Source organism: Prochlorococcus sp. RS04 (assembly GCF_001989455.1).
Taxonomy (GTDB): Bacteria; Cyanobacteriota; Cyanobacteriia; order PCC-6307; family Cyanobiaceae; genus Prochlorococcus_A.
Genome location: NZ_CP018346.1, coordinates 1,493,928 through 1,509,652, shown reverse-complemented (window position 1 = coordinate 1,509,652; position 15,725 = coordinate 1,493,928). Strand labels below are relative to the sequence as shown.

Annotated in this window: 12 protein-coding genes; 7 read left to right on the top strand and 5 right to left on the bottom strand. The window is 33.5% G+C overall.

From position 1 onward, the window contains the following. Positions 1 to 41: 41 nt before the first annotated feature. Entirely contained in the window at positions 42 to 1,205 is a 1,164-nt protein-coding gene (locus BS621_RS08275; protein ID WP_077142486.1) for a GuaB3 family IMP dehydrogenase-related protein, read from the bottom strand. Positions 1,206 to 1,385: 180 nt separating this feature from the next. Between BS621_RS08275 and gyrA the strand changes: the two genes are divergently transcribed. Both gyrA and crtL read left to right on the top strand, forming a co-directional pair. Then, positions 1,386 to 3,983: a DNA gyrase subunit A gene (gyrA, locus tag BS621_RS08270; protein WP_077142485.1), complete on the top strand. Its 2,598-nt coding sequence runs from the start codon at positions 1,386 to 1,388 to the stop codon at positions 3,981 to 3,983. Positions 3,984 to 4,006: 23 nt separating this feature from the next. Further along, a complete protein-coding gene (crtL, locus tag BS621_RS08265; protein ID WP_077142484.1) occupies positions 4,007 to 5,218 on the top strand; it encodes a lycopene beta cyclase in 1,212 nt (403 codons plus the stop codon). A gap of 6 nt (positions 5,219 to 5,224) precedes the next feature. Here the strand turns inward: crtL and BS621_RS08260 are convergent, their stop codons facing one another. Further along, on the bottom strand, positions 5,225 to 6,808 hold the full coding sequence (locus tag BS621_RS08260; protein WP_077142483.1) for a glycoside hydrolase family 57 protein: 1,584 nt from the start codon (positions 6,806 to 6,808) through the stop codon (positions 5,225 to 5,227). Positions 6,809 to 7,032: 224 nt separating this feature from the next. Between BS621_RS08260 and BS621_RS08255 the strand changes: the two genes are divergently transcribed. Then, on the top strand, positions 7,033 to 8,673 hold the full coding sequence (locus BS621_RS08255; protein ID WP_077142482.1) for a 2-isopropylmalate synthase: 1,641 nt from the start codon (positions 7,033 to 7,035) through the stop codon (positions 8,671 to 8,673). An 82-nt stretch (positions 8,674 to 8,755) separates the two neighbouring features. Continuing rightward, positions 8,756 to 9,148 (top strand): hypothetical protein, encoded by a 393-nt coding sequence (locus BS621_RS08250; RefSeq protein ID WP_077142481.1) that lies wholly within the window; start codon positions 8,756 to 8,758, stop codon positions 9,146 to 9,148. Between the two features lie 8 nt (positions 9,149 to 9,156). On the opposite strand, the gene BS621_RS08245 is transcribed toward BS621_RS08250, so the two are convergent. Then, positions 9,157 to 10,629, bottom strand: a complete 1,473-nt coding sequence (locus BS621_RS08245) for an HDIG domain-containing metalloprotein (protein WP_077142480.1) — start codon at positions 10,627 to 10,629, stop codon at positions 9,157 to 9,159. 74 nt (positions 10,630 to 10,703) lie between these two features. Here BS621_RS08245 and folD point away from each other — a divergent pair, with 74 nt between their 5' ends. The 3 genes from folD to BS621_RS08230 are packed head-to-tail and all read left to right on the top strand — an operon-like array spanning position 10,704 to position 13,032. Further along, positions 10,704 to 11,600 carry a bifunctional methylenetetrahydrofolate dehydrogenase/methenyltetrahydrofolate cyclohydrolase FolD gene (gene folD / locus BS621_RS08240; RefSeq protein ID WP_077142479.1) on the top strand — a complete coding sequence of 299 codons (897 nt, stop codon included), beginning with the start codon at positions 10,704 to 10,706 and terminating at the stop codon, positions 11,598 to 11,600. A 36-nt stretch (positions 11,601 to 11,636) separates the two neighbouring features. Beyond that, positions 11,637 to 12,539 carry a geranylgeranyl diphosphate synthase CrtE gene (crtE, locus tag BS621_RS08235; protein WP_077142478.1) on the top strand — a complete coding sequence of 301 codons (903 nt, stop codon included), beginning with the start codon at positions 11,637 to 11,639 and terminating at the stop codon, positions 12,537 to 12,539. A gap of 13 nt (positions 12,540 to 12,552) precedes the next feature. Then, on the top strand, positions 12,553 to 13,032 hold the full coding sequence (locus BS621_RS08230; protein ID WP_077142477.1) for a divergent PAP2 family protein: 480 nt from the start codon (positions 12,553 to 12,555) through the stop codon (positions 13,030 to 13,032). On the opposite strand, the gene BS621_RS08225 is transcribed toward BS621_RS08230, so the two are convergent. Further along, positions 13,029 to 14,420 (bottom strand): cobyrinate a,c-diamide synthase, encoded by a 1,392-nt coding sequence (locus tag BS621_RS08225; protein ID WP_077142476.1) that lies wholly within the window; start codon positions 14,418 to 14,420, stop codon positions 13,029 to 13,031. The two genes, BS621_RS08230 and BS621_RS08225, sit on opposite strands and share 4 nt — an antisense overlap. 3 nt (positions 14,421 to 14,423) lie before the next feature. Then, entirely contained in the window at positions 14,424 to 15,725 is a 1,302-nt protein-coding gene (locus tag BS621_RS08220) for a glucose-6-phosphate dehydrogenase assembly protein OpcA (RefSeq protein WP_077142475.1), read from the bottom strand.

The window sequence follows — 15,725 nt, the reverse complement described above, 5'->3', positions numbered from 1 at the left end:
TACTTAATTAACTAAGGTTTTATGATTTTGCTCTAGATGAACTACTTACCCATCCCAAGCTGCTGAGCTTTTTGATAAACCTTACCCTCTGTAAGAAGCGATGGTGCGATAACTATTTCAACTTCTTGCATTTCTTTAATATTTTTTGCCCCAAGAGTACTCATTGAGGTTCTAATAGCCCCTAATAAGTTGTGCGTCCCATCATCAAGTAAAGCAGGGCCTTTAATTATTCTTTCTAAGGATCCTGTGGAACCAACTTCAATTCTTGTGCCCCTTGGCAATATTGGACTTGGGGTAGCCATACCCCAGTGAAATCCTTTACCTGGAGCGTTTGAGGATTTAGCTATTGGGGATCCAATCATTACAGCATCTGCTCCACATGCTAAACATTTACAGATATCTCCGCCCGTTACAATTCCTCCATCACCAATAATAGGAATATAACGACCGCTTTCTTTAAAGTAATCATTTCTTGCCGCACTACAATCAGCTATTGCAGTTGCTTGAGGGATTCCAATTCCCAATACGCCTCTTGATGTACATGCTGCTCCAGGCCCTATCCCAACCATTAATCCTGCAACTCCAGCTTCCATGAGAAGTTTTGCAACTTCGTAAGTAACACAATTTCCCGCTACAACTGGGATATTCATAGATTGGCAAAGATCTTTAATATTTAAGGTTTCCTTACCTTCCTTACCGAGATGTTCAGTTGAAACAACTGTTCCTTGAAGAAAAAATAAATCTATTTTGGAATTATTAAGTGTTTCTTTAAACTTAATAGCAGCTTGAGGAGTACCACTAAGAGCAGCAATACCTCCTCTTTCTTTGACCTCATTTATTCTATGTAAAATCAATCCCTCTTTGACGGGTTCACTGTATATTTTCTGCATTAACGGAACAAAATCATTTTTCCCAACTGATGCTATTTGGTTCAATATTTCATCAGGATTTTCATATCTTGTTTGTATGCCTTCCATATTAATAACCCCTAGGCAACCTAATTTTGTGAGTTCTACAGCCGTATTGACATCTACAACACTGTCCATGGCACTAGCTATGATCGGTACTTCTCTTTTGATATCACCTATTGACCAAGAAGGATTAGTCAAATCGTAATCAAGTGTTCTATTTCCAGGGACTAAAGCAATTTCATCAATGCCATAAGCCCTTCTGACTTTTTTATTTAAACCAAGTTCAATATTCACGGAATTTTTCTCTTTATTTTGATTAAATTAACAACTAAAGGGGTAATAAGCCAAGGTTTATTCAAAAACAACAGGTTTTATTTTGATTTGTGTGTAAATGTAAGTATTTGGGAATTAAATAAATATTTTTTTTTATTCATTATGACATTCAGGGATTATTATTAAAGAAAGGATTTTAATATGTCTGATATTTTAGATTCTGATAACTCAGGATTAAGCGAAGATAACGACCGAATTATTCAAACTGACCTAAGAAATGAGATGTCTCGCTCATACCTTGAGTATGCAATGAGCGTTATAGTTGGTCGTGCTCTTCCAGATGCAAGAGATGGATTAAAACCTGTTCATAGAAGAATTCTTTATGCAATGTATGAACTTGGTTTAACTAGCGGTAGACCATACAGAAAATGTGCAAGAGTTGTTGGAGAAGTACTAGGTAAATACCACCCTCATGGCGATACTGCTGTTTATGATGCTTTGGTTAGGATGGCTCAGGACTTCTCTATGAGGATGCCACTCATAGATGGCCATGGAAACTTTGGTTCTGTTGATAACGACCCTCCAGCAGCGATGAGATATACAGAATCTCGTTTACAGTCTCTTACAGATGAAAGTTTATTAGAGGATATTGAATCTGAAACTGTAGATTTCGCCGATAATTTTGACGGTTCTCAGCAAGAACCAACAGTTTTACCTGCTAGGATTCCTCAACTACTTTTAAATGGATCATCTGGAATAGCAGTAGGAATGGCAACTAATATTCCACCTCATAACCTAGGGGAATTAATTAATGGCCTTAAATCAATCATTAATAACCCTTCGATTGAAGATAGAGAACTTTTTGAAATAATTAAGGGCCCTGACTTCCCCACAGGTGGTCAAATCTTAGGCAGAGATGGTATCAGAGAAACTTTCAAGACAGGAAGGGGTTCAATAACTATGAGAGGTGTAGCAAATATTGAGCAAATTAAATCAAGTGGTAGAGCAGAAAAAGATGCAGTAATAATTACAGAGCTCCCATTTCAAACTAATAAAGCGGCATTGATAGAAAGAATTGCTGATCTGGTTAATGAAAAAAAATTGGAAGGTATTTCTGATATTAGAGATGAAAGTGATAGAGACGGAATGAGGATTGTTATTGAATTAAAAAGGGATGCCTACCCACAAGTAGTTTTAAATAATTTATTTAAGTTAACACCTCTACAAAATAACTTTAGTGCAAATATCCTTGCTTTAGTAAAAGGAGAACCCACAACACTTTCACTTAGAAAAATGTTAGATGTTTTTCTAGACTTCAGAGTGGAGACAATTAGACGAAGAACAGGATTTTTATTAAAAAAGGCTGAAGAGAGGGATCACATTATAAAAGGTCTTTTATTAGCATTGGGTTCTATGGATGAGATTATTAATCTAATTAGATCCGCAAAAGATACAGTTTCAGCCAGAGAAAAATTACAAACTGATCATGAGTTATCTGCCACACAGGCAGAAGCCATTTTACAAATGCAATTAAGAAGATTAACAGCATTAGAAGCAGATAAAATTAAAGGGGAACATGATGAGTTAACCAAAAAAATCAACTTGTATCAGCAAATATTAAATAGTAAAGAAAGAATTTTTGAAATTATTCTTGAAGAACTTAATAAAATCGATGAAAGATTTTCCTCTCCAAGAAAAACAGAAATACTTGATTTAGGCGGTGGTCTAGATGATATTGATCTTATAGCTAATGACAGATCTGTAGTTTTATTGACTGAAGCAGGTTATTTAAAAAGAATGCCTGTTAATGAATTCGAATCTACAAGTCGTGGGTCTAGAGGTAAAGCGGGAACAAAAACGCAAGAAGATGATGAAGTAAAACTATTTATAAGCTGCAATGATCATGATACTCTTTTGCTTTTTAGTGATAGAGGGATATCTTATGCTTTGCCAGCATATAGAGTTCCCATGAGTAGCAGAACAGCTAAAGGTACTCCTTCCGTTCAACTTCTCCCAATACCAAGAGAAGAAAAGATAACCTCGTTAGTTGCAGTAGATTCTTTTAATAACGATTGTTATCTATTAATGCTTACAAAGGCTGGATTTATAAAAAGAACTTCACTTTCTGCTTTCTCAAAAATCCGATCTAATGGATTAATAGGAATAAATCTTGAAGATGGAGATGCTTTAACTTGGGTTAGATTATCAAAAGAAGGTGACAGTGTTTTGATTGGATCAAGAACGGGAATGGCGATTCATTTCAGACTAGATATTAACGAATTAAGGCCTCTAGGCAGGACCGCAAGGGGGGTTAAATCTATGAACCTTAGGAAAGGAGACAATCTTGTATCTATGGATGTTTTAACATCTGATTTAGTTGATCAATTAGCTAAAAGTGAAGATCTCACGAAAGAGTCTGATGAAAATCTTGAAGTTAACTCTTCAGAGGGTCCTTGGGTACTAATAGCCAGTGCATTTGGACTGGGCAAAAGAGTACCTGTAACTCAGTTTAGATTACAAAAAAGAGCAGGCATGGGTTTGAGAGCGATAAAATTCAGGATTAAAGATGATGCATTAGTTTGTTTGAAGGTCCTTGGAGAAGGAGAAGAATTACTTTTTGTGACCGAAAAAGGCGTGATAGTTAGAACAAAAGCAGATAAAATATCCCAGCAATCTAGAGCCGCTACTGGAGTAAAATTACAAAGATTAGATGAGGGTGATCATTTATCAGAAGTTGTATTAGTTCCTCATGAACAGACAGAAGAAACAGACCAATTCAACCAAGGTGTAGAAAATTAAAAGACAATGATTTATTAGTTAATATGGAAATACTTGATATTCTAATTTTAGGTTCTGGGCCTGCAGCACTATGCTTGGCTTCAGAGTTAGCAAAGCAAGATCTAAATATTAAGGGTATATCAACCAAATCTCCAAATGAAAGATGGGAGAATACATATGGTATTTGGGCTTCTGAATTAGAGGAATTAGGATTAGAGTCTTTGTTATCTCATCGGTGGTGCAAAACAGTTAGTTTTTTTGGGAATGGCGAAAATATAAAAGGAGATAATCCTACAAAACATAATTACGATTATGGTTTGATAAATCAAGAAGCTTTTCAAAATGAACTTTTAAAAAAGTGTAACGGAATTGAATGGTTCAATGAAACAGCAAAAGATATTAAAGAGAAAAATAAACTATCTGAGGTGATTTGTTTTTCAGGTAGAAGAATAAAAGCGAGGTTAGTCATTGATGCAAGTGGTCATAAAAGTAATTTCATAAAAAGACCATTCCAAAATGAAGTCGCTCAACAAGCTGCGTATGGGATTGTCGGTAAATTTTCATCGCCACCAGTTAATAAGGATCAGTTTGTTTTAATGGATTTTCGTCCAAATCATTTAAACAATGAAGAAAAGTTATCATCTCCTTCCTTTCTTTATGCAATGGATCTTGGAAATGAAACTTTTTTTGTTGAAGAAACATCATTAGCTAGTTATCCTGCCTTATCCCAAGAAAATCTAAAAAAAAGACTTTTTAAAAGATTAAATAATAAGGGTATTCAGGTAAGTGAAATTTTTCATGAAGAGAATTGCCTTTTCCCAATGAATTTACCCCTCCCATTTAAAAAACAGTTTGTACTTGGTTTTGGAGGGTCTGCAAGCATGGTGCATCCTGCATCAGGATACATGATCGGATCTTTATTAAGAAGAGCTCCGCTCCTTGCAAAAAAATTAGCGATCTTTTTAAAAGAACCTAATCTCAGTTCTCTTGAACTGGCAACAAAAGGTTGGGAGATCCTATGGCCTTACGAGTTAATACAAAGGCATAAACTTTACCAATATGGTTTAAGAAGACTGATGAGTTTTGACGAAAGTAGATTAAGAAGCTTTTTCTCAAATTTCTTTAGATTATCGACCAATGAATGGGTAGGTTTTCTTACTAATACACTTCCACTTCCAAAACTAATTTACGTTATGACTAAGATGTTTATAAATTCACCTCTAAAAGTAAAACTAGGAATGCTTAAGTTAAATTAGTAATTTTTATTTTCGCCAATCATCAATATTAATATCTGGGAAAACTTTATCTTCTTCCTCAATATCTTCAAGAAATTTTAAATTAATATTGGAATGATTTTTAATCATTTCAACTATTTTCCAGAACCTGAACAAATGTCTTTCTATCCTTTCTTTTGCAAGCTCAGTTGTAGTTCCGGCTCTTAGGATAAAACTCCAATCAGATGACTCAGAGAGAAGTAATTCTCTAGCTGCTTGCTTAAAAAGTCTTTGAGATAATTCATTTTTAAAATTTTTCGAGCATAAATCTACGAAAGTTGAGCCTGCTTTTGTGATCTCTGGAACAATCCATGCATTTGCATCATTAATCCAGTAATTATGGTAACCTCCTTGTCCCCAGCTTGATGGTGATGGATCGCAAATCTGAAGATTTGGCTTTTGAAGTAAGAATTCTTTTAAATTTGTAAGCTTTATTGAATATTTAGTAGAGTTCTTTAAAATATTTTCAATAAAAAAAGGTCCCTCATACCACCAATGACCAAATAACTCTGCATCAAATGGAGCTACCAATAAGGGCTTAAAGGAAGAGGATAATGTTAATTTTTCTAATTGTTTGGATCTCGCGAGAAGATAAGAATCAGCATGTTCTGCAACTTTCTTTTTGGCTTCTTTATCTAAGTAAAACGCCTTTTCCCCTAATGGAGCCTTATCATCTGTAATCTTATGAAACTTCAAACCCAAAGGTCTTTTAGTTGAGATACCTTTCTTTTGGAGTTTGGAGATAGGTAATTCCCATCCCAAATCTTTATGAAATTCCCTATAAACTTTGTCTCCCGGGAACCCATCTTTTGCAGACCAAACGGGCAATGTTGACTCACTATCTCTTCCAAAGAAGGCCACTCCTTTTTTCGAGCATATTGGAGCGTAAACACCATACCTAGGCCTTGGTGTAGCGTTTAGAATACCGTGGCCATCTAAAATAGCGTATCTAATTCCGGAATTAGATAGTATTTCATCTAAATTCTCATAATATGCACATTCAGGTAACCATATACCAAAAGGCTTAGTTCCAAAAATATTTTCATGGTTCCTAATGGCTGTATTGATTTGTCCTTTAACAGTTTCTGGATTCTCCCTTAAAATGGGCAAATATCCGTGTGTAGCAGCACAAGTAAGAATATCCAAATTTCCAGAGTTTTTTAAAACTCTAAACTTCTCAATTAAATTTCCAGAACATTTTTGCCAATACAAGTATTTGTCATTAAGGTTATTCATTAAAAATCTAGAGGCATTTTTTTCTTCTTTTGGCAGTTCGTTTAAGAAATCTTTTCTTGTTTCAATCCAGCCTGGGAATGTTTCTTGAATTTTTTTATTATTTAGAAGTGATAATAATGTTGGAGACAAACTAATAGTAAGTTTGGTATTTAAAGGATTTTCATTTTTGGAAGATTCTATTGATTGAAGTAGTGGTATATAACATTCCAAAATCGCCTGAAATAACCAATCCTCTTCTAAGGAGTTTTTTTCATTTTTTCTGACATAAGGAAGATGAGCATGTAAAACTATCGCTAGCTGGCCTAAAAGATTATTTTTAGAGTATTGCCCATTCATACTTTTTAAATTTATGCCTAAAGTTCTATAAAAAATCGAAATTATTTTCTACAAAAAGAAGGCTTTAATCTTAAAAGAATACTTTAAAAATTTAAGTATTTGATTTTTTTTTCAGAATTTTAACCAATATTGTTTAAGTTTTAAACTTTCAGCAAATTTTTATTGATCTAAATCTAGTCAAATTTTTTTAATTAGCTTAATATAAGCTTAGTATATTCCCTTTGATGTCAAAAGATACTGGAAGAATTTTAATATTTGATACAACTCTTCGAGATGGAGAGCAATCTCCTGGTGCAAGTTTAAATCTCGAAGAAAAACTTGCTATCGCCCATCAATTAGCAAGATTAGGAGTAGATGTTATTGAAGCTGGATTCCCTTTCGCAAGTTCAGGAGATTTTAAAGCTGTTAATAAAATTGCTAATGCTGTAGGGAAAGAAAATGGTCCTATAATATGCGGTTTAGCTAGAGCGTCTAAAGGAGATATAAAAGCATGTTTCGAAGCAGTAAGTCCAGCTCCCAAGAAAAGAATACATACTTTTATTGCAACAAGTGATATTCATCTTAAACATAAACTTAAAAAATCCAGAAAAGATGTTCTTCAAATAGTTCCAGAAATGGTTAATTATGCAAAATCATTAGTAGATGATATTGAGTTTTCTTGTGAAGATGCCTCAAGGAGTGATCCTGATTTTTTATACGAAGTGATTCAACTGGCAATTTCTGCAGGAGCGACAACAATAAATATCCCTGATACTGTTGGATTTACTACTCCTAGTGAATTTGGCAAACTAATTGCCGATATAAATAAAAATGTTCCAAATATTGATGATGCAGTAATCTCGGTTCATGGTCATAATGATTTAGGTTTAGCAGTAGCCAATTTTCTTGAGGCAGTAAAAAATGGCGCAAGACAACTTGAATGTACGATCAATGGAATTGGTGAAAGAGCCGGAAATGCCTCTCTAGAAGAATTAGTAATGGCACTTCATGTTAGGAAAAGTTTTTTTAATAGTTTTTTCAAAAGAAATCCAGATTCCCCAACTCCTCTTACGGCTATAAGAACAGAAGAAATAACAAAAACCTCTAGACTTGTTTCTAACCTAACTGGAATGACTGTACAACCTAATAAAGCAATTGTGGGAGCTAACGCTTTCGCACATGAATCAGGAATTCATCAGGATGGGGTTTTAAAAAATAGACTAACTTACGAAATTATCGATGCAAAAACTGTTGGTTTGAGTGACAACAAAATATCCTTAGGGAAACTAAGTGGAAGAAGTGCAGTAAGAGCAAGACTAGAAGAAATGGGCTATGACTTAAGCCGAGAAGATTTAAATGATGCTTTTGCACGTTTTAAGGATTTAGCTGACAGGAAAAGAGAAATTACTGATAGAGACTTAGAAGCAATTGTTAGTGAACAAGTACAGCTCCCAGAAGCTAAATTTCAATTAAGTCTTGTACAAGTAAGTTGTGGTAACGCCTCAAAACCTACTGCCACCATTTCGCTTCTAAACACAGAAGATAATAGTGAGGATACTGCTGTATCAATAGGCACTGGACCCGTAGATGCTGTATGCGAGGCTTTAAATAAATTAGCTAAAGTTCCTAATGAATTAATTGAATTTTCTGTTAAGTCGGTAACAGAAGGAATTGATGCTTTGGGCGAAGTAACAATAAGAATAAGAAGAGATAATAAAATATATTCTGGTCATTCTGCTGATACAGATGTTGTAGTTGCTGCAGCGAATGCTTACGTAAATGCTTTAAATAGACTTGTATTTTCTGAGAAAAAAAATTCAATTCATCCACAATTTGATAATTTAGAGAATTCTGATAATAAATTTCTATCTAATCCTGCAAATTAAATAATTTTCTTAGCATTATTAAGTAGCATTAAAAATAGTCTCTTAATAATGTAGATTAAATTAATAGTTAAAGCAGTAAATAATGAGAGAAAGGGTATTTGGATATTGGGCACTTTCGTGGGTTGGCTTAATCGGCAACATAATTGCACTTCCAATAATCGCGTTAATAATAAGTTATGGGCCTCCACTAAAAGTTGCGAATATAACTCTCGCCATAAGTCTTGGATGGCCTGCTGCAATTGTTGGAATAGTTTCTTCAGCAGCTCTTTTAGCAGAGAGAAAATGGGGAGTAACTTTAACTTTGGTATCTTTATCAATGGTAATTTCTGGTATGGGTCCTTATTCAGTTGTAAGGCTCATAACTCTTAAAGACATTTATGGAGTTGGTGGGTTTACTCTGATAACAACATTATTAAGTACGTTAGCTCTTCTTTATTGGTGTAATCCAAAACATCGAAGAAGTATTAGGTTATAAATTGAAAATTAAGAAAAAGTATTATTCTTGTTAGTTGGATACTGAATTCTTCTGTGTCTAATTCTTTTCCACACATTCAAGAATGACCTTTTTATTAGAAAAATTTCACCTTTCGATAAATTACTATCATCTAATTGCCCATCTTTTTTACGTGAGTAGATAATATTAGAAATTGTTTTCAAAGCTTCTTTATCAGATGCATTAATATTCATAGCTCTTAGTGCTGCTTCACATCCATCGGCAAGCATTAAAATAGCTGTTTCTTTAGACTGAGGAATAGGACCTTTGTATCTAAAATAATATTCATTAATGTTTAGATTTTTTTCTTTAGCTTTTTGAAAAAAATATCCCATTTTAAGGGTACCTTGATGTTCAGGAATAAAATTAGCTATCAATTTAGGTAGTCTATTTTTTCTTGCAAATTTCAATCCTTCATCAACGTGAGCTTGTAATACTTCTGCACTTTTAATCGGATCATCTAATTCGTCATGAGGATTTTTTGAACCATCCTGATTTTCAATAAACCAATTAGGTGCATGTAATTTGCCAACATCATGATATAAAGCTCCAGTTTTAATTAGATCAATATCTCCACCAATCATTCTTGTTGCTTCCTCCGCTAAACCACATATAAGTAAGGTATGTTCAAAAGTGCCAGGAGCTTCTAGAGACAATCTTCTAATTAGAGGTTTCTCCTTATCAGCCAATTCGAGTAATCTTGCTTTGGTTAATAATCCGAATATCGATTCAAAAATGGGCATAAATAAGATTGTAAAAAGCATAGCTATTGCCAATAGCAAGGAATCAGAAAATATATCCCCATTTGCTAAAACAAAATCTTGCTTATTAAAAAAAGATATTTTATCTTTACCTATAAATATCCATTGACTCAATAACGATCCAATGGGAACAAAAATGGATAGTTGAAGTAACTGAGCTCTACTTCTTATTCTTCCTCCAAGAAGAGATACTATTGAAGCACAAACTAATAAAATAAAAAATAAATTGTTATTGATAATAATTTCTGGTTCAGGCCAAATAAGACTCGCTATTGATACCCAAGCTAAAGATGTTATGCTTCCCATTCCTTGAGATATTATTAATGCCGGTGGAATTATCATAGATAATGGACTTATGGTTGAAGCTAAGGCTAATTTCGTAACTTGTACTGCTAAAAGAAGGTTAATGATCAAGAAGATCTGTCTTGAAGAAATTGTAGGATTTTCTTTTTTTGAAACTAATATCAAAACTTCGCAACTAATAAGTATTTCAGTAAAGGTCCAAAACCAAGAAAAAATATCTGCAGAATTTAAAGGCGAGATAAGAAGTAATTTATAAGAAGAAATTACTGAAATTAAAATGCATACTAAAAAAATTATGAGATTATCTATCCTTGAAATTTTAATTGGTTGTTTTACTGGAACTTGACTTCGCCTCCACAGATAAAGCAATTTCTTTAAGATAGTTGTGATGTTTTGCACAGAATATAGATAAATCTATTTGAATAATTTAAAATTATAGGCATGCTAGGGGTAAAAAGGAGATGTTTTTCTAAATGTCATTAAAATTAGACGGTAAAAAATTATCTCTTGAAATCGAAGAAAGATTAACTGATTATATCTCCAGTAATAAAAAAATTGCAAAAAGAGCTCCCGGTTTAGCTGTAATAAGGATAGGTGAAGACCCTGCAAGTGGTGTTTACGTTAATAATAAGGAAAAAGCATGTTCAAGGATTGGAATAAAGAGCTTTATCTTTCATCTAAAAGATAATGTAGAGCAAAAAGAAGTTGAACAATTAATAATCAAACTTAATTCTGATAAGGATATTGATGGCATGTTACTACAACTTCCCATCCCAAAGAAGTTTGACGAGCAAAAACTGATCAGCCATATTAATCCAAGCAAAGATGTAGATGGACTAAATGAGGTAAACATCGGCAAACTAGTGAAAAATGAGCCTGCGATGAGATCATGCACGCCAGCAGGAATTATTAATTTATTGAGATCCCAAAATATTGCAATTGAAGGGAAGAAAATTGTTGTCATAGGAAGAAGTTTGCTTGTTGGGAAACCCCTATCACTTATGTTATTGAATCTAAATAGCACGGTAACAATTACTCACTCTAAAACATTAAATTTGAATAAAGTTTGTAAAGAAGCCGACATTCTAATTGCGGCTGCAGGAAAACCCAATCTTGTAGATTCCAGTTTTGTGAAAGAAGGAGCAATAATTATTGATGTTGGGATACATAGATTAAAAAGTTTAGATAAAAATAAAACTAGATTATGCGGCGATGTATTATTAGAAGATGTAATTTCTAAAGTTTTTGCTTACACACCTGTACCAGGAGGAGTTGGACCAATGACAGTAACAATGTTACTTGTAAATACTATTTTTAGCTGGCAAAAACAATTTGGTTTATCATCAACACTTAATGACCTTTTGCCATAAACTCCAAGATGATTTTTTTTTTACTGAAGGTATAAAATGACTGAAGTTATAAATAGCATTTCTGATTTTGAAAAATATCTTAAAAACACTAAAAAAGTTGTAGAAGAAGCACTTGATTTTTCCTTGGGCCCTGAGAATCCAGAAATATTGAGAGAGTCAATGAGATATTCCCTCTTAGCTGGAGGGAAAAGAATACGTCCAATTTTATGTTTAGCATCTTGCTCACTGGCTGGAGGAGAACCATCTCTTGCAGTTCCTACTGCGGTAGCAATAGAAATGATCCATACAATGTCCTTGATTCATGATGATCTACCCGCCATGGATAATGATGACTTGAGGAGAGGTAGGCCGACAAATCATAAAGTATACGGAGATGCAATAGCTATTCTTGCAGGCGACGCTTTATTAACAAGGGCCTTTGAAATGGTCTCTTTAAGAAGCCCTGGAGTCGATCCAAATAGATTATTAAATGTAGTTGGAGAATTATCCCTAGTTGCTGGTGCACCAGGCCTAGTAGGGGGACAAGTTGTTGATTTGGAATGCGAAGGTAAAGAAGTCGACCTTGAAACTCTCGAATATATTCATCTTCACAAGACTGGGGCTTTATTAAAGGCCTGCGTAAGAACAGGCGCGATGATCGCAGGAGCTAACGAAAAACTATTACAAGCTCTGACTACATATGCAGAGGGAATTGGTTTAGCCTTCCAAATAATAGATGATATTCTTGATTTAACTTCCAGCAGTGAAAAGCTTGGGAAAACTGCCGGCAAAGATCTTTTAGCTGACAAAACTACTTACCCTAAATTACTTGGAATGGAGGAGTCAAAGAAAAGAGCATTTGATTTAGTTGAAAAAGCAAAAAAAGCAATACAACCTTGGGGTGCAGATGCAAAGTATTTAATATCATTAGCCGACTTTATTACAAATAGAGACAGATAATTATTTTTAATTTATGTCTGATTTTTTTTCTTTTTTTAATAATTCAGTTCTTTTCTGGAGCCTATTATCCTGTTTGCTAGCTCAATTTTTTAAAATTGTATTCAATTTCCTTTCAACTGGAGAGATAAGATTTGGGATTATGTTCGAGACGGGTGGTATGCCCTCAAGTCATTCCGCCTTAATAACTGGTGCTACATCTGGTATAGGTTATGAATTAGGATTTGATAGCTCAATATTCGCATTATCAGTTGCGGTAGCACTTATAATTATGTATGACGCTAGTGGTGTTCGAAAATCAGCTGGAATTCAAGCTGCAGAAATTAATAAACTATCAAAAAAATTAGAACCTCAATCTGAATTACTGTTAAAAGAAACCCTGGGTCATACAAAAATTGAGGTCTTGGTGGGGAGTTTTTTAGGACCATTAATCACTTTGCCTGGAATGTTTTTTTTAGGTTCACCTCTCAAAATATTTGATTTGATAACAAATTAAGAATGCTTTGAAAAAGTAATTTGGGTGGTATCTATAAAGTTTTTTGCGAGTTCTGGAGAACTTGGCAAATGTAAGTGAATCCAACTTGCATGTAATTTTTCATCAAAAAAGCCTTCATTTTTGTATTCGGTTTTCCAAGATTTAATTTTCCATGGGGAAGAAAGTTTCTTTTGATGCTCAGCTTTTCCAAAATCAGGTTCAGATAAATTATTTTCAATTTCCCAATAATGAAATTCATGTCCTCTAATTAATTGATTTCGTTTAATCATCGGAGTATCTTTTAAACCCTGAATGTATCTATAACCTACTGAAAGTTTACTTTTCTTTGATCTAAAAGGGAGTATGCCACTCATTTTATGATTATTACCATTTTCATCTTTTATAAAGTCTCCTAAAATCATCATCCCTCCGCACTCTGCATATATAAATCCATTTTTGCGGAATTTCCTTAACGAATTTAAGCTTTTTGTAGAGTTACTTATATGATCAGCATATTTTTCAGGAAACCCCCCAGGAATAATTAAAGAAGAAGCCTCATTAGGTATTTCTTCATCATCATAAATACTCCATGAAATCAATGGTATGCCTATTTCACTCAAAAACTCCTTAGTTTCAGGGTATTGAAAATGAAAGATTTTATCTTCTGCAATTGCGATAGGTTTAGTTTTATCAATTTTAAAATCTTTAAAATTAACAGAATTTAATATTTTCTTTTGAGGAGATTTCAGGAATTTAATAAGGGAAAATACATCAAGATTTCTTTCGGCAAAATTCGCAAAGTATTCAACATCAATTTCTTTTCCATTATCGATTGGAGATATTAAACCTAAATTAGCTTTGTTTAAAGTTATTTTTGAATCAGATGGTAAAAAACCAAGAATTTCGAAGTCTTCATTTTTAAAAACTTCTTTTATTAATTTTTTATGTCTATCTGAATTAACGTTGTTAAATATAATTCCTACTATTGACAACTCACTATCGAAATCTCTAAAACCTCTAATTGTCGCTAAAAGAGAAGCTACTTGACCTCTAGCATTAACAATAAAAATTATTGGAGCATTGAGAAGTTTAGAGATATTTGCTGTGCTGGAATAAGTTGTTGGACCTAATCCATCAAATAGACCCATCGCTCCTTCAATTAATGAGAATTCATATTTCAAAGAATGTTTAAAAAAACTTTCTTGAACCCATTCCTCACCACTTAAAAAAATATCTAAATTTCTACAAATAGGCTGGCCAATCGAACTAAGTTGTTGTTGATCAAGATAATCTGGGCCAACTTTGAAAGTTTGTATCTTTATACCTTTTGAGAACGCCCAACAAGATAGCAAAAGAGATAAAGTAGTTTTTCCACTATCAGTTGAAGGAGAAGATATTACACAAGGCATCTATTAGTTTTTAAAACCATTAAATATTTGAAGGGCTATTTTAATAGAATTTTCAAAAAGAGGACTTGTATTTCCTCTACTACTTCCCAATAATTTACTAACATCATACTCTGATGTAGAAAAAGAATTTGGAACAACTTGTTCTATTAATTCCATATTTGCCATTCCCCCTGCTTCAAGTCTCATGCATTCCACTGATTCACAGCCAAGTATTACACAAGTGTTATTTTTTTGAACCTCACTAATTTTTGAAATCAGCCTCAATCCAATAACTTGTCCTAAATGAATACTTGGATTTCCCAAAGATAAGGGATTAATTGTTGCAGAAATTTTTTCGCCATTAATTCTTTCAAACTCTATTTTTGTTGAGTCGGTATCCCTTTCAACTCTTAGGAAAGACCAACCAAGTTTATCGCTAATCCATGAAATCAAAAACAAAGCTTGAATCATATGATCTCCTGCAATATCAATGTCAATATCAGTAATATGATCTAAAATTGGTCTCCTCGAAGGCGGATCAAAAATCATTGCCAATGATTCCCTCCAATTTTTCAATCTAACCCAATTCAAATCATTAATAGCTTTATTGGACTTATTTAATTGATCTAAAACTTTTAAACATCTTGCAGGCGATCCAAGAGCAGTATCAATTATTAACCTTTGGCCAGAATTAGTGAAATACTCGAAGATTTCAGGCGATTCATCCAAGCTTCCATTCCACCACAACCATGAAGGTAATTCAGCAATAGATAATTCATCAATTATTTTTAATCCTTTATTAGATATTGAAGCCGAGTCCCCCCTAATAACAACTAAATCCCCACATATAGTTTGCATAGCTGGCATATCACTTAAAGGACAGTAGGCGGATACAAAAGTTTTGACATCTGAATTTTTATTTAATGTTGGCGCTAGAGTTATTAATCTTCTTGGATTCAATGTACTTATTGATGATTCAAAAAATTGTCCTCTTAAATCTTCAAAATCTTTATTAGATAAATTTTCCTTTAACAAATTCAATAATTCTTCACTATTGAGCGAAGTAGTGATAGGAAGTCCTTGATCTAATATAAATTTTTTAGCAACTTCAATTATCTCTGGACTTAAATTTCCAGTAATTGGTCCATTTACTAATCCTTTTTGAACCAAACATTGTTCTAGCCAAGCAGGCTGCCAGACCATTAATGTAAAAGTATTAGCTCCACTATTATCTTTATCTTCTGAAATCCATAATTTATTAAGGTAGTTAGAAATTTCCTGATAAGGCAGCTCTAAAGGGGTTTGGAGTGTTAGTTGAGGTTTCAT